17 protein-coding genes and 1 pseudogene are annotated in these 19,667 nt (G+C 69.2%); 12 read left to right on the top strand and 6 right to left on the bottom strand.

Annotated features, from left to right (window positions below):
- On the bottom strand, positions 1-166 hold a 166-nt coding region (locus A5698_RS13490), incomplete at its 3' end, for an FAD-dependent monooxygenase (protein ID WP_231967398.1).
- Positions 167-246: 80 nt separating this feature from the next.
- Here A5698_RS13490 and A5698_RS13485 point away from each other — a divergent pair.
- The 7 genes from A5698_RS13485 (at position 247) to A5698_RS13460 (ending at position 5,686) form a co-directional block, all read left to right on the top strand.
- A complete protein-coding gene (locus A5698_RS13485; RefSeq protein WP_068297474.1) occupies positions 247-444 on the top strand; it encodes a hypothetical protein in 198 nt (65 codons plus the stop codon).
- A gap of 140 nt (positions 445-584) precedes the next feature.
- Positions 585-677, top strand: a complete 93-nt coding sequence (locus tag A5698_RS29860; protein WP_353612401.1) for an Ms4533A family Cys-rich leader peptide — start codon at positions 585-587, stop codon at positions 675-677.
- A gap of 118 nt (positions 678-795) precedes the next feature.
- A complete protein-coding gene (locus A5698_RS13480; protein WP_068297470.1) occupies positions 796-1,809 on the top strand; it encodes a sulfate ABC transporter substrate-binding protein in 1,014 nt (337 codons plus the stop codon).
- Positions 1,806-2,669 carry a sulfate ABC transporter permease subunit CysT gene (cysT, locus tag A5698_RS13475; protein WP_068297466.1) on the top strand — a complete coding sequence of 288 codons (864 nt, stop codon included), beginning with the start codon at positions 1,806-1,808 and terminating at the stop codon, positions 2,667-2,669. Before A5698_RS13480 ends, cysT begins: the two co-directional genes overlap by 4 nt.
- Positions 2,666-3,481 (top strand): sulfate ABC transporter permease subunit CysW, encoded by an 816-nt coding sequence (gene cysW / locus A5698_RS13470; protein WP_068297463.1) that lies wholly within the window; start codon positions 2,666-2,668, stop codon positions 3,479-3,481. The genes cysT and cysW overlap by 4 nt, the downstream gene beginning before the upstream one ends.
- A gap of 13 nt (positions 3,482-3,494) precedes the next feature.
- The gene (locus A5698_RS13465; protein WP_068297461.1) at positions 3,495-4,550 is read left to right on the top strand and encodes a sulfate/molybdate ABC transporter ATP-binding protein; all 1,056 of its coding nucleotides are present in this window, start codon (positions 3,495-3,497) and stop codon (positions 4,548-4,550) included.
- A 65-nt stretch (positions 4,551-4,615) separates the two neighbouring features.
- Positions 4,616-5,686: a class I SAM-dependent methyltransferase gene (locus tag A5698_RS13460; protein WP_068297458.1), complete on the top strand. Its 1,071-nt coding sequence runs from the start codon at positions 4,616-4,618 to the stop codon at positions 5,684-5,686.
- 7 nt (positions 5,687-5,693) lie between these two features.
- On the opposite strand, the gene A5698_RS13455 is transcribed toward A5698_RS13460, so the two are convergent.
- From A5698_RS13455 to A5698_RS29855, 4 genes are all read right to left on the bottom strand, one after another.
- Positions 5,694-6,401, bottom strand: coding sequence for a sirohydrochlorin chelatase (locus A5698_RS13455; RefSeq protein WP_068297456.1), 708 nt, complete (start codon positions 6,399-6,401; stop codon positions 5,694-5,696).
- A gap of 7 nt (positions 6,402-6,408) precedes the next feature.
- Positions 6,409-7,101: a phosphoadenylyl-sulfate reductase gene (locus tag A5698_RS13450; RefSeq protein ID WP_068297477.1), complete on the bottom strand. Its 693-nt coding sequence runs from the start codon at positions 7,099-7,101 to the stop codon at positions 6,409-6,411.
- Positions 7,102-7,109: 8 nt separating this feature from the next.
- Entirely contained in the window at positions 7,110-8,792 is a 1,683-nt protein-coding gene (locus A5698_RS13445; RefSeq protein ID WP_068297454.1) for a nitrite/sulfite reductase, read from the bottom strand.
- A gap of 111 nt (positions 8,793-8,903) precedes the next feature.
- Positions 8,904-9,014, bottom strand: coding sequence for an Ms4527A family Cys-rich leader peptide (locus A5698_RS29855; RefSeq protein WP_353612402.1), 111 nt, complete (start codon positions 9,012-9,014; stop codon positions 8,904-8,906).
- A 138-nt stretch (positions 9,015-9,152) separates the two neighbouring features.
- Here A5698_RS29855 and hemW point away from each other — a divergent pair, with 138 nt between their 5' ends.
- The 4 genes from hemW to A5698_RS13425 all read left to right on the top strand — a co-directional run bounded on the left by hemW (position 9,153) and on the right by A5698_RS13425 (position 16,980).
- The gene (hemW, locus tag A5698_RS13440; protein WP_068297451.1) at positions 9,153-10,292 is read left to right on the top strand and encodes a radical SAM family heme chaperone HemW; all 1,140 of its coding nucleotides are present in this window, start codon (positions 9,153-9,155) and stop codon (positions 10,290-10,292) included.
- 125 nt (positions 10,293-10,417) lie between these two features.
- Complete coding sequence (locus tag A5698_RS13435) at positions 10,418-10,933, top strand: sigma-70 family RNA polymerase sigma factor (protein ID WP_068297448.1); 516 nt, start codon at positions 10,418-10,420, stop codon at positions 10,931-10,933.
- A complete protein-coding gene (locus A5698_RS13430) occupies positions 10,930-11,628 on the top strand; it encodes an anti-sigma factor (protein ID WP_068297445.1) in 699 nt (232 codons plus the stop codon). The genes A5698_RS13435 and A5698_RS13430 overlap by 4 nt, the downstream gene beginning before the upstream one ends.
- Before the next feature lie 180 nt (positions 11,629-11,808).
- Positions 11,809-16,980 (top strand): type I polyketide synthase, encoded by a 5,172-nt coding sequence (locus tag A5698_RS13425; RefSeq protein ID WP_068297442.1) that lies wholly within the window; start codon positions 11,809-11,811, stop codon positions 16,978-16,980.
- Between the two features lie 13 nt (positions 16,981-16,993).
- On the opposite strand, the gene A5698_RS13420 is transcribed toward A5698_RS13425, so the two are convergent.
- Positions 16,994-18,676 carry a (2,3-dihydroxybenzoyl)adenylate synthase gene (locus A5698_RS13420; protein WP_068297439.1) on the bottom strand — a complete coding sequence of 561 codons (1,683 nt, stop codon included), beginning with the start codon at positions 18,674-18,676 and terminating at the stop codon, positions 16,994-16,996.
- A gap of 131 nt (positions 18,677-18,807) precedes the next feature.
- Between A5698_RS13420 and A5698_RS13415 the strand changes: the two are divergent.
- Positions 18,808-19,497, top strand: a pseudogene (locus tag A5698_RS13415) (phosphopantetheine-binding protein); the annotation flags it as partial.
- Positions 19,498-19,667: the final 170 nt, after the last annotated feature.

Genomic DNA, 19,667 nt, shown 5'->3' with positions numbered 1-19,667 from the left:
CGCGGTGCGGGATGGCGGCGAACTCGTCGGAGAGTCCCAACTCGTCGAGCAACCGCAGTGTGCTCGCGTGCACGGTGTCACCGCGGAAATCGCGGAGGAAGTCGGCGTGTTTCTCCATCACCGTGACCGCGACCCCGGCGCGGGCGAGCACCAACGCGAGCATCATTCCCGCAGGACCGCCTCCGGCGACGATGCAGGTGGTGTCGGCGGGCACGGGCCCATCTTCGCATCGCCTAGGCTGGCCGCGTGGGTGGCTTCCTGAGTTGGTGGGACGGTGTCGAGCTCTGGCTCACCGGCCTGCCGTTCGTCGCCCAGACCGCGGTGGTGATGCCGGTGGTGCTCGCGCTCGCTTACGGCATCGCGATGGTGCTCGACGGTGCCCTAGGTAACGGGATCAGACTGCTGCGCCACGTTCGCCACGACGAACCGGACGCCGACCGATGAGCGGCGGGATGCCGCGGTCGCGGGTGACGTTGGTGCTCGTCATCCTGCTGATACTGGTGATCGTCATGTGGCTGTTCACCCGCTGACACCTGCGAAACCCTCGATGAGCACGTTGCGAGAAACCTGTTAGGCTTCCCGCCATGCAAACAGCGTCCGGCAACAAGAGCGGCCATGTGGTGGCCCTCATTGCCGTGGGTTTGAGCGCTGTCGCTGATGTCTGTTGTTGTTGCTGACTCCTCCGCCCGTCCGCGGTTCGGTGTCGGTAACGGCTGTGGGATGACGCCCTTGCGCTGATCCATCGCCTCTCCGTCGGGTCGGGTTCCGCCGAAGTCCCCCAACGAAAGGTCACCGATGGTCAACATTCGCAGAACCTGGCGCGCCGCAGCGGCGCTGGCCGCGACCGCCACCATGCTCGCCGCGTGCAGTGGTGGCTCGAGCGACGTGGCAGGCGAGGGCGGTGGCGACGGCGCCGACACGACGCTGACGCTCGTCGCGTACGCCGTGCCCGAGCCGGGTTGGAGCAAGATCATCCCCGCCTTCGCCGCCTCCCCGGAGGGTAAGGGTGTCGGCGTGACGACGTCGTACGGCGCCTCGGGTGACCAGTCGCGTGCCGTCGTCGACGGCAAGCCCGCCGACATCGTGAACTTCTCCGTCGAACCCGACATCGCCCGCCTGGTCAAGGCCGACAAGGTCGCCAAGGACTGGGACGCCGACGCCACCAAAGGCATCCCGTTCGGATCCGTGGTCTCCCTCGCGGTGCGACCCGGCAACCCCAAGAACATCCGCGACTGGCCGGACCTGCTGAAACCGGGCGTCGAGGTCATCACGCCCAGCCCGCTGAGTTCCGGCTCGGCGAAGTGGAACCTGCTGGCGCCGTACGCGTGGGCCAGCAAGGGCGGCCAGGATCCCCAGGCCGGGCTGGACTACGTCACGGAGTTGGTGACCCAGCACATCAAGCTGCGCCCGGGTTCGGGCCGTGAGGCCACCGACGTGTTCCGGCAGGGCAGCGGCGACGTGCTGCTGGCCTACGAGAACGAGGCACTGAACTTCGACCTCGAGTATGTGAACCCGCCGGAGACCTTCAAGATCGAGAACCCGGTCGCCGTGGTGACATCGAGCGCGCATCTGGACAAGGCGAACGCGCTGAAGAACTTCCTCTACACGCCGGAGGCGCAGAAGCTGTGGGCCGAGGCCGGCTTCCGGCCCGTCGACCCCGCCGTGCTCGAACAGTTCAGGGACAAGTTCCCCGCGCCCACCAAGCTGTGGACCGCCCAGGATCTCGGCGGCTGGGACAAGCTGGATCCCGAGTTGTTCGACAAGACCAACGGCTCCATCACCAAGATCTACACCCAGGCGACCGGATGACCTCTTCCGTCGTGGCCCGGCCCGAGCTCACCGGTGGTGGGCCGGGCGACGGCTCCCGATTCCTCGGGCGTCGGCACGGGTCGACGTCGCTGCGGGTCGGCGCAGCCTCCATCTGGCTGAGCCTGATCGTGCTGCTGCCGCTGGCCGCCATCCTCTGGCAGGCGGTCGGCGGCGGATGGCGGGCGTTCTGGCTGGCGGTCAGCTCGAACGCGGCCATCGAGTCGTTCAAGGTGACGTTGACCGTGTCGTTCGGGGTGACGCTGGTCAACATGGTGTTCGGCTTGCTGGTGGCGTGGGTGCTGACGCGCGACGACTTCTTCGGCAAGCGGCTGATCGACTCGGTGATCGACCTACCGTTCGCGCTGCCGACGATCGTGGCCAGCCTGGTCATGCTGGCGCTCTACGGCCCGGCCAGCCCGGTGGGGCTGCACCTGCAGCACACCAAGTGGGGGATCGGGGTGGCGCTGCTGTTCGTCACGCTGCCGTTCGTGGTGCGGTCCGTCCAACCGGTGCTGTTGGAGCTGGACCGCGAGATCGAGGAAGCCGCGGCGTCGTTGGGCGCCAACAACTGGGTCATCTTCACCAGGGTGATGTTGCCCGCGCTACTGCCGTCGCTGCTGTCGGGCGCGGGCCTGGCGTTCTCCCGCGCGATCGGTGAGTTCGGTTCTGTCGTTCTGATCGGTGGCGCCGTGCCCGGCGAGACCGAGGTGTCGTCGCAGTGGATCCGCACCCTGATCGAGAACGACGACCGCACCGGCGCGGCGGCGATTTCGATAGTGCTGCTGCTGATCTCGTTCGTCGTGCTGTTCATCCTGCGCGCGATCGGCTCGCGCGCGGCCCGGCGGGAGCTGGTGCAATGACCCTGTCGCCCGTCGTCAAACACCTGCTGCGCTACCTCGCGCTGGCCTACGTCGTCATCCTGGTCGTCGTGCCGGTGGGGCTGATTCTCTGGCGCACCTTCTCGCCGGGCGTCGGCGCGTTCGTCGAATCGATCAGCACCCCGGCCGCCATATCCGCACTGAACCTGTCGCTCCTGGTGGTCGCGATCGTGGTGCCGCTCAATGTGTTGTTCGGTGTGCCGACGGCACTGGTGTTGGCACGCAACAAGTTCCGGGGCAAGAGCGCGCTGCAGGCCGTCATCGACCTGCCGTTCGCGGTGTCCCCGGTGGTGGTCGGCGTCGCTTTGATCCTGCTGTGGGGCTCGGCGGGGCTGTTCGGCTTCGTGGAGACCAGCCTCGGGTTCAAGATCATCTTCGGATTCCCCGGCATCGTGCTCGCCAGCATCTTCGTGACCGTGCCGTTCGTGATCCGCGAGGTCGAACCGGTTCTGCACGAGATCGGCACCGATCAGGAGGAGGCCGCGGCCACGCTGGGCTCGCAGTGGTGGCAGACGTTCTGGCGGGTGACGCTGCCGTCGATCCGGTGGGGTCTGACCTACGGCGTGGTGTTGACGATCGCGCGCACCCTCGGCGAATACGGCGCGGTGCTGATGGTGTCGTCGAACCTGCCGGGGAAATCGCAAACGCTCACACTGTTGGTATCGGACCGCTACACCCGCGGCGCAGAATACGGCGCCTATGCGGTGTCGACGCTGCTGATGGCCGTGGCGGTGGTGGTGTTGGTCGCGCAGTTGGTCCTCGACGCGCGGCGGGTCCGAGCGGGCAAGGCGTAGGGAGACAGAACAGATGACGAACGCAATCGTCGTGCGTGGAGCCAACAAGCGCTACGGAGACTTCGCGGCCTTGGACAACGTCGACTTCGAGGTGCCCTCCGGATCGCTGACCGCGCTGCTCGGACCGAGCGGGTCGGGCAAGTCGACGCTGCTGCGGGCGATCGCGGGCCTGGACCAGCCCGACACGGGCACCATCACGATCAACGGCCGCGATGTCACCGACGTGCCGCCGCAGCGCCGCGGCATCGGGTTCGTGTTCCAGCACTACGCGGCGTTCAAACACCTCACGGTGCGCGACAACGTCGCGTTCGGGCTGAAGATCCGCAAGCGGCCCAAGGCGGAGATCAGGGAGAAGGTCGACAACCTCCTCGAAGTGGTGGGGCTGGCCGGTTTTCAGACCCGCTACCCCAATCAGCTCTCGGGCGGCCAGCGTCAGCGCATGGCGTTGGCCCGCGCGCTGGCGGTCGACCCGCAGGTTCTGCTGCTCGACGAACCGTTCGGCGCGCTGGACGCCAAGGTGCGTGAGGACCTGCGGGCGTGGCTGCGCCGGTTGCACGAAGAGGTGCACGTGACCACGGTGCTCGTGACCCACGACCAGTCCGAGGCGCTCGACGTCGCCGACCGGATCGCGGTGCTGAACAAGGGCCGCATCGAGCAAATCGGCTCTCCCCCAGAGGTTTACGATACGCCCGCCAACGCGTTCGTGATGTCGTTCCTCGGCGCTGTGTCCTCGCTCAACGGTTCGCTGGTCCGCCCGCACGATATCCGCGTCGGCCGCAACCCGGAGATGGCGATCGCTTCGAGCGACGAGTCGGTACAGGCCACCGGGGTGGTGCGCGCGGTCATCGACCGGATTGTGATGTTGGGATTCGAGGTTCGCGTCGAATTGCACAGTGCGAGCGATCAGATGCCGTTCACCGCGCAGATCACCCGAGGGGACGCCGAGGCGCTCGGGCTCAAGGAGGGCGACACGGTCTACGTCCGCGCCACCCGGGTCCCCCCGTTGCCGGACGGCACGCATGTTCCGCCAGCTGACAGGGCCGACGCCGAGGCGCTGCCGAAGTCCTGACTCCCGACTGAAGATGGGGCAATTGCCCTATTCCGCGCGGGCGATTCGCCTGGTTGGGTGGGGTTATGGACACCTCGAGCACACCGACCCTGGTCGACCAGGACAAGCTGATGAATTTCGTCTTCCGCGCAGTCGAGGAGGCGGGCGCCGCACTCAATTGCGCCCTCGTGGTCATGGGCGACCGCCTCGGGTACTACCGGTCGCTCGCCGAACACGGGCCGAGCACCCCGGCCGAAATGGCCGAGCGCACCGGCACCGACGGGCGTTACGCCCGCGAGTGGCTCAATGCGCAGGCGGCCGGGTCGTTCGTCGAATACGACCCCTTGACAGGCCGATACCGGCTGCCTCCTGAGCAAGCCGTCGCCCTCACCGACGAGACCAGTCCCGCGTTCGTCGGCGGTCTGTTCCAGATCGCCCACGGAACCGCGGCGGACGCCGCCCGGATCGTCGAGGCGGCGTCGAGCGGTCGGGGAGTCGGCTGGGGCGATCACAATGCCGATGTCCACGTCGGATGCGAACGGTTCTTCCGCCCGACGTACACCGCGCACCTGGTGAACGACTGGCTCCCCGCGCTGGACGGCGTCGTGGGCAAACTGGCGTCCGGCGCCAGGGTGGCCGACGTCGGATGTGGCCATGGGGCATCGACATTGCTGATGGCACAGGCGTTTCCGGCGTCGACGTTCGTCGGCGTCGACGGTCACGCGGGATCCATCGACGTGGCTCGCGAGCGCACGCGGTCCACGTCAGCGGTCGAATTCCGGGTCGCGCCCGCGGACGCTTTCGACGGCGGACCGTACGACCTGGTGACGATGTTCGACTGCCTGCACGACATGGGCGACCCGATCGGCGCCGCACGCCACATCCGCGAGGTCATCGCCGAGGACGGCACGTGGATGGTGGTCGAACCGGCAGCAGGCGACCGGGTCGAAGACAACCTCAATCCGATCGGGCGCGCGTACTACGGTTTCTCTACGCTGCTGTGCACACCGTCGTCGATGGCGCAGCCGGTCGGCATGGCGCTGGGCACTCAGGCGGGCCCGGCCCGCATCCGCGACGTCGTAACCGAGGCGGGCTTCGGCCGGTTCCGGCTGGCCGCGCAGACCCCGTTCAACAACGTGTTCGAAATTCGGCCCTGACGCCCGATCAGGCGGCGGCCGCGGCGCCCGCGGTGATCGCGTCGTAGCGGTCCAGCACCGTCGCCGCGACGAGGTTGTGCGATCCGAGCGGCTCGGCCATCGCAATACCGTGCGCCGCAGCGTATTCCGCGACGCGATCGGTGATCCGGCCGTGCGCCAGGAACCACGGCGCGATGACCAGACGTTCGGCACCGCGGGCGCGCAGGCGCTCGGCGGCGTCCGGGAGGTCGGCGTACGGGCCGGTGGCGAACGCGACTTCGGCTCCCGCCCAGCGGGTTCCGGACCGCAGCAGCTGCGCGACCGTCGCGGTCCTGGCATTCGCGTCCGGGCGTGACGACCCGACTGCGACGACGAGGACGCCAACGCCTTCGTCGTCGGGGGAGACGCCGAGCTCGGCCAGCCGCTGACGCAGCACCGTCAGCAACGCCGGATCCTCACCGAGCACCTCGGCCCGGTCGACCATCGCGCCCGAATCTTCGATGACCGCAGGGATGTCGACACGCGCGTGAAATGCACTGGCCAGCAGGAACGGAACCACCACACCGGGGGTATGCAGGCCGCTCAGCGTGTCGAACAGGCTGGGCCCGTTCTGCTCCAAAAACGCCGGACGGACGTCGAGCCAGGGCCGCAGTCTCCGGATGCGGCCCGCGACGGCGTGCGTGACCGCCGCGGAGCGCGGGTCGGCGCTGCCGTGCGCGGTGAGCACGAGCGTCACTGCGGCCTCACGAGGCGTGCAACCCGCATTCGATCTTGCCGGTGCCCGCCCAGCGGCCGCTGCGCGGATCGGCGCCCTCGACGGGCTTCGCCGTGCACGGTGCACAGCCGATCGACGGATAACCCTCGTAGACAAGCGGATTGACCAGCACGCCGTTGGCGTCGATGTATTCCTGCATGTCGTCGTCGGTCCAAGCCGCCAGCGGGTTGATCTTCACCAGCCCGAAAGCCTTGTCCCAGCTGATCAGCGGCGCGTTGGCGCGCGTGGGCGCCTCGACTCGGCGGATGCCCGTCACCCACGCCGAGTAACCGCGCAGCGCCTTCGACAGCGGCTCGACCTTGCGCATCCGGCAGCACTCGTTGGGCTCGCGGGCGAACAGGTCCTTACCGAACAACTCGTCCTGCTCGGCGACGCTCTTCTCCGCGGTGACGTTGACGATGTTGACGTCGTACACCGCCTCGACGGCGTCGCGGGTGCCGATGGTCTCCACGAAGTGGTAGCCGGTGTCGAGGAACAGGATGTCGACTCCCGGACGCACCTTGGCGGCCAGGTCGATGAGCACGGCGTCCTGCATGTTCGAGGCCACCACGTAATTGCCGCCGAAATGCTCGTCGGTCCAGCGCAGCAGGTCGTTCGCGCTCGCCCCGTCGAGTTCGGCGGCACCGCGCTCGGCCAGTGCCTGCAGTTCGATCTCGTTCATCAAATCCGTCACCGCAAATCCGCCTCGTCTGCTCGTATTGCCCACGTAGCGAAACGCTCGCCCTGCTCGCGTTGTTTCACGAAGTTGCGAACCACCCGGTCGATGTAGTCGCCGAGCTCGGTGGCCAGCACCTTGTGCTGGCGCAGCTTGCGGCCGAAACCGCTGTCGAGCCCGAGGCTTCCGCCGAGGTGCACCTGGAAACCCTCGACCGAGTTGCCGTCGCCGTCATCGACCATCTGGCCCTTGAACCCGATGTCGGCGACCTGGATGCGGGCGCACGAGTTCGGGCAGCCGTTGATGTTGACCGTGATCGGCACGTCGAGCTGCGCGTTGATGTCCTCGAGCCGCTTCTCCAGTTCCGGAACCAGGACTTGCGCACGGTTGCGGGTCTCGGCGAACGACAGCTTGCAGTACTCGATGCCGGTGCAGGCCATCAGGTTCTTGCGCCACGCCGACGGCCGCGACGGCAGCCCCAGCGCGTCGAGTCCGGCGACCAGCTCGTCGACCTTGTCGTCGGGGACGTCGAGGATGACCAGCTTCTGGTACGGCGTCAACCGGATCCGGTCCGAACCCGCTGCCTCGGCGAGATCGGCCACCTTGGTCAGGATCGTGCCCGACACCCGGCCGGCGATCGGCGCGACGCCGACCGCGTTGCGCCCGTTCTTGAGCTTCTGAATTCCCACGTGGTCGATGGGGTGCTTGACCGGCTCGGGCGCAGGGCCGTCGATCAGCTTGCGGCCCAGGTACTCGTCCTCGAGAACCTGACGGAACTTTTCGACGCCCCAGTCTTTGATCAGGAACTTCAGCCGGGCCTTGCTGCGCAGGCGCCGGTAGCCGTAGTCGCGGAAGACCGACGTCACGCCCTCCCAGACGTCCGGAACCTCTTCCAGCGGCACCCACGCGCCGAGGCGCTGGGCGAGCATCGGGTTGGTGGACAGCCCGCCGCCGACCCACAGGTCCAGTCCGGGGCCGTGCTCGGGGTGGTTGACGCCGATGAACGCGACGTCGTTGACCTCGTGGGCGACGTCCTGCAGGCCCGAGATCGCGGTCTTGTACTTGCGCGGCAGGTTGGAGAACGCGGGATTGCCGATGTAGCGGCGCACGATCTCGTCGACGGCCCAACTCGGGTCGAGGACCTCGTCGAGCGATTCGCCCGACAGAGGGCCACCGAGCACGACTCGGGGGCAGTCACCGCACGCCTCGGTGGTCTGCAGGCCGACCGCGGCCAGACGCTCCCAGATCTGCGGTACGTCCTCGATCCGGATCCAGTGGTACTGGACGTTCTCGCGGTCACTGATGTCGGCGGTGTCGCGGGCGAACTCGGTGGAGATCTCGCCGATGGTGCGCAGGGCCGCGGCGCTCAGCGCGCCGCCGTCGCAGCGCACCCGCATCATGAAGTGCTTGGCCTCGAGCAGATCGGCGTTCTCGTCGCCGGTCCATGTGCCGTCGTAGCCCTGCTCACGCTGGGTGTAGAGGCCCATCCATCGCATGCGGCCCCGCAGGTCCTGCTTGTCGATGCTGTCGAAACCGCGCTTGGAGTAGATGTCGAGGATGCGGGCGCGCACGTTGAGCGCGTCGTCGTCCTTCTTGAACTGCTCGTTGGCGTTGAGCGGCTCGCGGTATCCGAGTGCCCACTGCCCTTCGGCGCGGGTCTTCTTGGCGGGTCTCGGTTTGGATTCCGCGGTGGTCATGGGGTGGCTCCTTGGTGGAGCCGGCCTTCGAATCGCGCGTGGTCACCGGGTGGCTGTCCGGCGGCGCAGATCCGGCGGCCAGCTGTACGTACGGGTGGGCTGGGACCTAGATCAAGCGCAAGGCAGACAACAACAGGTACACACGCGCTTGAAGTCGACGTGCCGACGCGCCACCAGCGATACGCGCTGGGGGAAGATGCGGCCGGCAGTCACGTCCGCCATTCTGCCACGGACACCCGCACCAGCCCTAACCGGGCGAGATTTGCGCTCACGGTGAGCAAAACCGCGGTCTGGGAAACTTACTGGGTGACCGTCCGAACCGCAGGGACTCCGACGGCCGCACCGGCGGCGCTGCCGGCGATGACTCCTGCGCCCGGGCGGCAGTTCGGCGTCTACATTCACGTGCCGTTCTGCGCCACTCGCTGTGGCTACTGCGACTTCAACACCTACACCCCTGGCGAGCTGGGCGGGGCCAACCCCGATGGCTGGCTCACCGCGCTGCGGGCTGAGTTGGCGCTGGCCGCGCGGCACCTCGGCCGCATCCCCGAGGTCGACACCGTGTTCGTCGGCGGAGGCACGCCGTCGCTGCTGGGCGGGTCCGGCCTGGCGGCTGTCCTCGACGCTGTGCGCGCGCACTTTCCGCTGGCCGCGGGGGCCGAGGTCACCACGGAGGCCAACCCGGAGTCGACGTCTCCGATGTTGTTCGACGAGCTCCTCGCGGCCGGTTACACCCGGGTGTCGCTGGGCATGCAGTCGGCGGCCGCGCACGTGCTGGCCACGCTGGACCGCGCGCATTCGCCGGGGCGGGCGCTCGCCGCGGCACGGGAGGCCCGCGCCGCCGGGTTCGAGCACGTCAACCTCGACCTGATCTACGGAACGCCGGGGGAGTCCGACGACGACCTGCTGCGCTCGGTCGACACGGTCGTCGAGGCCGGCGTCGATCACGTGTCGGCGTACGCGCTGGTGATCGAGGACGGTACGGCGATGGCCCGACGGGTGCGACGCGGTGAGCTGGCCCCGACCGACGATGACGTGCTGGCCCGCCGCTACGAGTTGGTCGACGCGCGCCTGGCGGCCGCCGGTTTCGCCTGGTACGAGGTGTCGAACTGGAGCAGGCCGGGCGGCGAGTGCCGGCACAACATCGGCTACTGGAACGGCGGCGAGTGGTGGGGCGCCGGGCCGGGAGCGCACGGCTTCGTCGACGCGGTGCGCTGGTGGAACGTCAAACACCCGAATGCGTATGAGCAGACGCTGGCCGACGGTCGGCTGCCGGTGGCCGACTTCGAGCACCTCGACGCCGACACCATGCATATGGAGGACGTGATGCTGCGGGTGCGGTTGCGCGACGGGCTGCCGACCAACGTGCTCAGCGCGCCCGAACGCGACCGTGCCGCGGTCGCGGTGTCCGACGGGCTGCTGCGCCGGGCCGCCGACCGGCTGGTGCTCACCGACCGCGGCCGGCTGCTGGCCGACGCGGTGGTGCGCGATCTGCTCGCCTGAACATGAGCTTGTGCACGAAAATTCGCCGATTTCTCGCACATAACCTCACGTTCGCGGGCCGGGCGTTGAACGATTGACCGGTGATTGTCGTTGTGATCAGCGATGACGACTGCGGTGGATGAGCGATGACACCCGACCCCGCGCAGGCCGAGCTGCTGCGCGCGATCCACGACGAGCACAGCCAGGCACTGCTGCGGTACGTGTTGCGGCTGACGCGCGGCGACATGCCGTTCGCCGAGGACGTGGTGCAGGAAGCGCTGCTGCGGCTGTGGCGCAAACCGGAGATCCTGCAGCAGCCGGGCGACGCCGCGCGGGCGTGGCTGTTCACCGTCGCGCGCAACCTCGTCATCGACGACCGGCGCAGCGCGCGTTTCAGCCGCGAACTGCAGACCGACGACCTGCCCGAGCGGCCGTCGCACGACGCGATCGGTCCCGCGGTCGACAAGTGGGTGCTCGCCGACGCGCTCAAATCGCTCAGCCCCGACCATCGCACCGCGATCGTGCGTGCGTACTACCTCGGCCAGACTGTCGCCGACATCGCCGCGCATGAGGGGATTGCGCCGGGCACCGTGAAGTCGAGGCTGCACTACGCGTTGCGCGCGTTGCGGATCGCGCTGCAGGAAAGGGGGGTTGTCCAATGAGCCAGGAGTTCGACCGGACACCCGATGACGACCTCGCCGAATGGGATGCGGCCTACGTGCTCGGCGCGCTGAGCCTGGAGGACCGGCGCACTTACGAGGACTACCTCGCCGCGAACCCAGGGCGCGCCGCCGAGCTGACCGAGCTGGTGGAGATGCCTGGAATCCTGGGCGCGCTCAGCCGCGACGAGGCCCTCGCGTTGACCGATCTGGGCGAGGCGCCCGCCGATTCCGACGTCGCATCGCTGGCCCAGGCCGCGGCGAAGCGTCAGCGGCGGTCGCGCCGCACGATGCTCGCAGCGGCGGTGGCCGTCGCGGCGGCCCTCGCGATCGTCGGTGGAGTCGTCGGCGCGACGGTGTTCCCGCGCACGCCGTCGGTGCAGACGGTGGCTTTGGAGCCGATGCAGCCCGGTCAGCGTCAGGGCCTGACCGCGCAGTTGGCCGTGTCGGAGAAGAAGTGGGGCACCGAGCTCAACTGGGCGTGCGAGTACACCAAGGACTGGGCCCGCGACGTCGAGAGCTACGACATCGTGGTGACGACGCGCGACGGAGCGCAGACCGCCGTCGGTTCGTGGCGCCCGGCGGGGGACGAGGCGACCGGGCTGTCCGCGGCGACGAGCATTCCCACCTCGGAGATCCGCAGCATCGACATCCGGGTGTCGGGCAGCGCCGAACCGCTGGCCATCCGCAACCTCTGACGGCGTCGGCACGGCGACGCGGCGGCGCGAATTGACGTCGCGGCAAGCCCTTTGGGCGTGACCGGCACCACGCTCGCGCCGCCTGCGTAGCTCCCACAAATGAGCGCGGTTATGCCAGTATGGCCGCCATGGCGTGTGGCTTCTTAGGCAAGGCTATCCAGACTTCAGGACAACGCTGACGTGACCGATACCGCCTCACCCGACGATTCCGCACGCCCCGAACCGATCGCGATCATCGGGATCGGTTGCCGCGTGGCCGGTGCGATCGGCACGCCGGACCAGTTCTGGAACTTCCTTCTCATCGGCGGCAGCGACGTCCGTGAGGTTCCCGCCGAACGCTGGGAACCGTACCTGCAGCGCGACCCGCGCAACGCCGCGGTGCTCAAGGACGTCACGCGGCTCGGAACGTTCCTCGACGACCTGCCCGGGTTCGACGCCGAGTTCTTCGGTGTATCGCCGCGCGAGGCCGAGCTGATGGACCCGCAGCAGCGGCTGGCGCTCGAGGTCAGCTGGGAGGCGCTCGAACACGCCGGCGTCCCGCCGAAGTCGTTGGCAGGCAGCGACACCGCGGTGCTGATGGGCGTCAACTCCGACGACTACGGCAAGCTCATCATGGAGGACCTGCCCGGCATCGAGGCATGGACCGGGATCGGCACGTCGCTGTGCGGGATCGCCAACCGCGTCTCGCACCTGCTCGACCTGCGCGGGCCCAGCGTCGCCCTCGACGCGGCGTGTGCGGCCTCATTGGTCGCCGTGCATCAGGCGTGCCAGATGCTCAACGCCGGTGAGACGTCGCTGGCGCTGGCCGGCGGTGTCAGCGCGTTGATCGGCCCAGGCCTGACCCGCGTGCTCGACGTGGCGGGTGCGACGGCGCCCGACGGCCGGTGCAAGACCTTCGACGCCGCCGCCGACGGTTACGGACGCGGCGAAGGCGCAGGCGTGGTGGTGCTCAAACGGCTCGCCGACGCGCTGCGCGACGGGGACCACGTGTACGCCGTCGTGCGCGGCGGCGCGGTGGCGCAGGACGGGCGCACCGTCGGCATCATGTCGCCCAACGGCGATGCGCAAGCCGACATGTTCCGCCGCGCATGCCGATTCGCGGGTGTCGAACCCGCAAGCGTCGGCTTCATCGAGGCGCACGGCACCGGCACACCGTCGGGTGACCCCACCGAGGTGCGGGCGCTCGCATCGGTCTACGGCGCGGACCGGCCGGCCGACGCGCCGTGCCGCATCGGGTCGGTGAAGCCCAACGTCGGCCACCTCGAGGGTGGTGCCGGCGTGGTCGGGCTCATCAAGGCCGCGCTGGCGCTGCATCACCGGACCATCCCGCCGACGGCGGGCCTCACCTCGTTGACCCCTGCTGTCGATTGGGACAACAGCGGCCTGCGGGTCCCGACACAGGTCGAACCGTGGGACGGCGACGGTGCACCGAGGCGCGCCGCGGTGTGCAGCTACGGCTACGGCGGCACGATCGCCCACGTGCTGCTCGAGGAGGCGCCGCCTGCTTCCACGAACGATCCAGCAGCGCAACGTCTTCCGGCGATCATCCCCGTCTCGGCGCGCAACGTCGCGCGGCTGCGCACGCAGGCGGGCGCGCTCGCCGAACACCTGCGGGATCACCCGGCGCCGATCGAGCGCGTCGCGGCGACGCTATGGACGCGACGCTCGCACGAAGCGGCCAGGGCCGCGGTGGTCGCCGACGACACCGATAGCATCGCCGCCGCGTTGACCGCACTGGCCGAGGACGTCCCAGACCCGTCGGTGGTGACCGGGACGGTGCTGCCGGCCGCCACGAACGGTGCGGTCTGGGTGTTCTCCGGCCACGGCTCGCATTGGGCCGGTATGGGGCGGGAACTGCTCGCCGCCGCACCGGAATTCGCCGCCGTGATCGACGAGATCGATCCCGTGTTCACCGCCGAGCTCGGTTTCTCCGCGCGCGAGGCGCTGAGTACCGGTGAGCTCGGCGGCACCGACCAGGTGCAGGCGCTCACGTTCGCGATGCAGGTGGGCCTGGCCGCGGTGCTGCGCGCGCGCGGCGTCACGCCCGCCGCAGTCATCGGGCATTCGGTCGGCGAGGTCGCCGCATGCGTCACCGCGGGCGTATTCGACCTGACGGTGGGCGCCGCCGTGGCGTGCTATCGCGCCCGCGGCTTCCGATCGGTCATGGGCAAGGGTGCGATGGCGCTCGTGCGGCTGCCGTTCGCCGAAGCCGAGCGACGACTCGACGGGCGGACCGACGTGGTGGCGGCGATCAGCGCATCGCCCGAGTCGACAGTGATCTCCGGCACGGTGACAGCGATCGACGACATCAGCCGACAGTGGACCGACCAGGGCATGATGGTGCGCCGCGTCAACACCGACGTCGCGTTCCACAGCCCGGCGATGGACGCGCTCACCGCAGAGCTCGGTCGCCTCACCGCGCAACTGCCGCCGTCCAGAACACCCGAAACTTCGCTCTACACAACGGCATTGACCGATCCGCGCTCGACGGCGCCACGCGATCAGCACTACTGGGTGGCGAACCTGCGCGACCGGGTGCGGTTCTCGGAGGCCGTCTCGGCCGCGATCGAGGACGGGCACCGGCTGTTCCTCGAGGTGTCGGCGCACCCGGTGGTCGCGCACTCGATCGTCGAGACGCTCACGACGACCGGCGTCGACCAGCACGCCGTCGTCCCACTGTTGCGTCGCGACCGCCTTCAGATGCATTCGGTGGCAACGGCGGTCGCCGCCCTGCACTGCCACGGCGCGCCGGTCGAGCACCGGCTGTCGTCCACGCCGTGGGCGGCCGACCTGCCGGTCACGCAGTGGCATCACCGTCGTTTCTGGCGCACGCCCACCCCGCCACCCGGCGGCCGCGGCGTGCACGACGTCGACACCCACACCCTGCTCGGCGGCCGGATCGAGGTGACCGGTGCGATGGCCGCCAAGATGTGGCAGACACGCGTCGACCTCGACACCCGTCCATATCCGGGCAACCACCCGGTGAAAGGCACCGAGATCGTGCCCGCCGCCGTCATCGTCAACACCTTCCTGGGCGCCGCCGACGAACTCGACTCGCCCTGTGACCGCGCAGGCAGGGACCTCGTGGACGTCCGGTTGCGCACACCCGTCGCACCGGGACGGGCCCGCGACGTCCAGGTGGTTCTGCAGGACCGCGCGCTGACGCTGGCCACGCGCCTCGTCGACGACGACGAGGACGCCGACGACGGCGGGTGGCTGACCCACAGCAGCGCGGTGGTCGCCGCCGACGACGACATCGAAGACCTCCTCGGCGGGGTGCTCGACGAATCGGCCGCACGCGACGCGTGCCGCGAGGTCCTCCCGTCGGATCATGTGGTGGACACGCTCGCGACGCTCGGTGTCGCCGCGATGGGATTCGACTGGGAGATCCTCGAATTGCACGGAGGCGACGGCGAACTGCTCGCCAGGGTCGCCGCCCGCGGTGACCGCACGACGCCCGACACCTGGGCGCCCCTGCTGGACGCGGCGACGTCGGCGGCCTCCACGGTGTTCGACGGGCCGCCGCGGCTGCGCATGCCCGCTCACATCGACCGCGTGCAGGTGTACGGCCGCCCGCCCGCGGCGGCGTTGCTGCATGTTCGGCGCAGGCCAGGGACCACCACGACCGACGTCGTGCTCGCAGAGGAGTGCGGTAAGGTCCTCGCCTCGCTGATGGGCATGTCGTTCGAACAACTCGAAAGCCCCTCCGGCAGCGACGTTTCCCGAATGCTGCACCGCCTGTCGTGGCAGCCGGTGCCGTGGCAGGCAGACGGCCGGCCCAATGCGGTCGCGATCGTCGGCGGGGACGGCGCCGCTCGCGAGTTCGTGGCGCGTGACCTGTCGGCGGCCTCTGTGCCACATGCGTTCTACCGCGATGCCGCCGAACTGAGCTCTGCCGCAGTGTCATTGGATCGCGACACCGTGGTGCTGGTGCTCCCGGACCAGCACGACACGCCGGAGCGGTCGGTGGAAGTCGTGACACGGACGTTGCGCGTGCTGCTCGGACAGGGCGCCAAGGCGCGGATGTGGGTACTCACGCAGGGCGTGCACGAGGGCGCGAACGTGATGCACGCCCCGCTTTGGGGGCTGGCCAGGGTCGCCGCGGCCGAACACCCGAAGACGTTCGGCGGCGTGCTCGACATCGCTTCCGCCGAACTGCCGGTCGGCGTCCTCGCCTCGGTGCAGGGCCATCCGGTGGTGGTGTTCCGCGACGGTGTCGCCCAGTCGGCGCGGCTCGCGCCCGCGGGGCGGGGGATGGGGACCCCGATGCAGTGCTCGGCCGGCGGCACGTACGTCATCACCGGCGGCACCGGTGCTCTGGGCCTGCGGATGGCGCAGCGGTTGGCCGACGTCGGCGCGCGGCGGCTGGTGCTGCTCTCGCGCAGCGGCATGCCCGATCGATCTGCCTGGCAACCGGATTCGGATCTGGTCCACACCGTCACGGCGCTCGAGGAGCGCGGTGTGTCCGTGCGCGCGGTGGCGCTGGACATCGCCGCACCCGGGGCGGCCGACGAGCTGCGCGCCGCGCTGCGCGACCTGCCCCCGGTGCGCGGGGTGATCCACGCGGCCGGGGTCGAAGCCGGCGCCTTGCTGGTCAACACGACGCCCGAGGACTTCACCGCGGCGATGCGTCCCAAGGTCGACGGCACACTGACCTTGCACGAGGTGTTCCCGCCCGAACAACTGGACTGGCTGGTGCTGTTCTCGTCATGCGGTTACCTCGCCGGCTTCCCCGGCCAGGGCGCCTACGCGTGCGCGAACTCCTTCCTCGACGGAATGGCGCGGCACCGCCGGTCTCTCGGTGACCGCACCGTCGCCGTCGCCTGGACCGCATGGCGCGGCCTGGGCATGGGCTCGACGTCCGGCTTCGTCGCGGCCCAACTCGACGCGCTGGGTATGGACACCATCGGCGCGGACGAAGCGATGCGGGCGCTCGACCTCGCGATGCGCCACGACGACCCGAACGTCGTTGTGCTGCCACTGCTTCCGGCGGCCGCGTCGGTGCCGATGCTGGCCGACATCGCGCCGACGGAGTCCGAGGGTGTGAGCGAGGATGTGCCGGACGTCAGCCTGGTCGACGCCGATCCGGAGCGCATCGCCGCGGTCGTCGTCGCCGCCGTGGCCGCCCAGCTGGGGGTGGCCGAGGCCGACGTCGACACGAGCCTGCCGTTGGTGGAGACCGGCGTCGACTCGATCATGACGGTCGGGCTGCTCAAGCAGTTGGAGAGGCAGACCGGACTGTCGTTGCCGCCGACCCTGCTGTGGGAATATCCCACTGCGGGGGCGGTTTCCGAACGACTCGTCGAACTGCTCGACGCGCCGGAAGCCGCGGAGAAGGTCGAGGTGTCCTGAGCGAACCTCGGGCTCAGGACGTCAGCTGCGCGACGACCTTCTTCTTGTCCACCTTGCCGACCGCCGTCTTGGGCAGCGTGGGCAACGGCGACAACACGTCGGGCCTGCAGTGCGCCGAGACGCCGCGCTCGTCGAGGAACCGGTTGAGTTCGGCCAGCGAGATCGGCGCGGCCTTGAACACCACTGCGGCGCAGATCTTTTCGCCGAGAAACTCGTCCGGAAGTGCCACCGCCGCGGCGGCGTAGATCGCCGGGTGGGCGAACAGATGCTCCTCGAGATCCGACGCCGACACCGTCTCACCACCGCGGTGGATGACGTCCTTGATGCGCCCGGTCACCTCCACATAGCCGGCCCGCGGGCCGTCGGCGAAGATGCGCACGCGGTCGCCGCTGCGATAGAAGCCGTCGGGGGTGAACGAGCGCGCGTTGGCCTCGTCGGCGCGGTAATAGCCGTTGAGCGTGTAGGGGCCGCGCACCAGCAGTTCGCCTTCCTCGCCGGGCGCCACCTGCGCGCCGGACTCGTCGACGACCCGCATCTCGTCGTGCGGTGACATCGGCCTGCCCTGGGTGTTGACGGCGACATCGACGGGATCGCCGGGGCGGGTGAAGTTCAGCATGCCCTCGGCCATTCCGAAGATCTGCTGCAGTCCCGGGGTGAGGCCGGACCGGATGTACTCGGCCTCCTGCGGCGTCATCCGCGAACCGCCGACCTGCACGAGCCGCAGCGACGTCGGCAGCACCGGTTCCCATTCGCACGCCTGGGTCCACACCTTGGCCAGCGCGTTCACCAGCGCCGTGACGGTGACCTTGTGCCGGTCGATCAACGCGAATGCCGCCTCGGGGCTGGCGTCGGTGGTGAAAACCGATGTAGCGCCGACGCTCATCGAGCCCAGCAGTCCCGGGCAGGCCAGCGGGAAGTTGTGGCCGGCGGGCAACACGACGAGGTACACGTCGTCGCCGGTGAGGTGACACTCCCGGGCGCTGGTCCTGGCGGTGTAGAGGTAGTCGTTGTGGGTGCGGGCGATGAGCTTCGGCAGGCCCGTGGTGCCGCCGGACACGAGGAGGAGGGCGGGCGCATCGGTGTCGAGGGGCGGGCGCTCGCTGCGCGGACCGTCGAAAGATGCCAGCGCCGACCAGGATTCGAACCGTCCCGGCTCACCGTGGACGAACACGTGTTGCATCGCGGGGTTGTTCCTGACCAGTTCGTCGGCGAGCTCGCGGTAGTCGAAGCCGCCGACTGCATCGGGCACGATCAAGCCCACCGCGCCACTGACCGCGGCGAAATGGTTCAGTTCCGCCGACCGATGGCCCGGCAGACACATGACGGGGACGACGCCGGCGCGCAGCACCCCGAACAGGGCCACGGCGAACTCGCAGGTGTTCGGCAGTTGCAGCAGCATGCGGTCACCGGGGACGATGCCGCGGTCGGCCAGCGCGGCCGCGATCCGGTCGGCACGGGCGTCCAGTTCGGCGAACGAGTAGCTGACGGCGTCGTCGATCACCGCGGTCCGGTCGGGCCACGCCGCAACCGCGTCGGTCAGGATCGAGTCGAGCGGTTCGTCGGTCCAGTAGCCCGCGCGCCGGTACTCGTCGGCGCGGTCGGCCGGAAACGGCACGAAACCGGCCGTGAGGTCGCCGAATCCGGCGTTGTCGAGCGGTTGTTCTGCCGATGGGCGCTGCTCAAAACCGGTGCTCATGAAGGATGCGACCTCGTGGGGTAGGTGTGTTAGGTGCGTCGAATATAAGGTAGCGTTCCTGGGGTTAGTTAGGGCAGCCTGTACTAATCTGGAGGGCACGCGTGGGTGTGGGTGAGACTGGTTCGTCGACAATGCGCACTACCGATCGCACCGTCCGCGAGGAGGTCGCCGAACTCCTCGGCGTGAGTCCTGACGAGGTCGACCCGAACGCCGACCTGATCGCCTCCGGCCTCGACTCGATCCGCATGATGTCGCTGTCGGGCCGCTGGCGGAAGCAGGGCATCGACATCAACTTCGCCGCACTCGCGGAGAACCCCACGGTGTCGGCGTGGTCGGCGCTGGTGGCCAACCGGACCCGCGAGGACGCCACCGAGCGGGCCACCGAACCCGCCGCGGCGGGCGACGAGAACGAACCCTTCCCGCTGGCGCCGATGCAGCACGCGATGTGGTTGGGCCGCAACGACGATCAGCAACTCGGCGGGGTGGCCGCCCACCTGTACGTCGAATTCGACGGCGCCGGCGTGGACCCGGAACGGCTGCAGAGTGCGGCGACGAAACTGGTTGCGCGCCATCCGATGTTGCGCGTCGAAATCCTCCCCGACGGCACACAGCGCATCGGGGACCGGGGCCTGCCCGTGACGATCTACGACCTGCGCGAGCTGGACCACGCGGCTGCCGACGAGCGCCTCGAGACCATCCGGCACGAGAAGTCGCATCAGATCCTCGACGGTGACGTGCTCGAGCTGAGCCTGTCGCTGCGCCCCGATGGGCGCACCCGGCTGCATGTCGACATGGACATGAACGCCGCCGACGCGGTCAGCGCGGCCCGGTATTCGCGGTAGCTGTATCCGAGGTCGGCAAGCTCACCGCCGCGGTAGAACACGGCGAGGTCGGCCATGAACTTGCGGTAGCTCACCGCGTCGGCGGCGTTCATGTCCATGTCGACATGCAGCCGGGTGCGCCCATCGGGGCGCAGCGACAGGCTCAGCTC

The organism is Mycobacterium sp. E136 (genome assembly GCF_001666865.1).
Classification (GTDB): domain Bacteria; phylum Actinomycetota; class Actinomycetes; order Mycobacteriales; family Mycobacteriaceae; genus Mycobacterium.
The sequence above is the reverse complement of the archived record's forward strand: the minus strand, read 5'-3'. Positions and strand labels throughout refer to the sequence as shown.

Bases quoted from the DNA above. Each gene is read 5' to 3' on its own strand.
- A5698_RS13435 (WP_068297448.1), top strand. From the start codon at position 10,418: ATGACACCCGACCCCGCGCAGGCCGAGCTGCTGCGCGCGATCCACGAC.
- A5698_RS13420 (WP_068297439.1), bottom strand. From the start codon at position 18,676: ATGAGCACCGGTTTTGAGCAGCGCCCATCGGCAGAACAACCGCTCGAC.
- hemW (WP_068297451.1), top strand. From the start codon at position 9,153: ATGACTCCTGCGCCCGGGCGGCAGTTCGGCGTCTACATTCACGTGCCG.
- cysT (WP_068297466.1), top strand. From the start codon at position 1,806: ATGACCTCTTCCGTCGTGGCCCGGCCCGAGCTCACCGGTGGTGGGCCG.
- A5698_RS13465 (WP_068297461.1), top strand. From the start codon at position 3,495: ATGACGAACGCAATCGTCGTGCGTGGAGCCAACAAGCGCTACGGAGAC.
- cysW (WP_068297463.1), top strand. From the start codon at position 2,666: ATGACCCTGTCGCCCGTCGTCAAACACCTGCTGCGCTACCTCGCGCTG.
- A5698_RS13430 (WP_068297445.1), top strand. From the start codon at position 10,930: ATGAGCCAGGAGTTCGACCGGACACCCGATGACGACCTCGCCGAATGG.
- A5698_RS29855 (WP_353612402.1), bottom strand. From the start codon at position 9,014: ATGGCGGACGTGACTGCCGGCCGCATCTTCCCCCAGCGCGTATCGCTG.
- A5698_RS13445 (WP_068297454.1), bottom strand. From the start codon at position 8,792: ATGACCACCGCGGAATCCAAACCGAGACCCGCCAAGAAGACCCGCGCC.
- A5698_RS13450 (WP_068297477.1), bottom strand. From the start codon at position 7,101: ATGAACGAGATCGAACTGCAGGCACTGGCCGAGCGCGGTGCCGCCGAA.
- A5698_RS29860 (WP_353612401.1), top strand. From the start codon at position 585: ATGCAAACAGCGTCCGGCAACAAGAGCGGCCATGTGGTGGCCCTCATT.
- A5698_RS13460 (WP_068297458.1), top strand. From the start codon at position 4,616: ATGGACACCTCGAGCACACCGACCCTGGTCGACCAGGACAAGCTGATG.
- A5698_RS13480 (WP_068297470.1), top strand. From the start codon at position 796: ATGGTCAACATTCGCAGAACCTGGCGCGCCGCAGCGGCGCTGGCCGCG.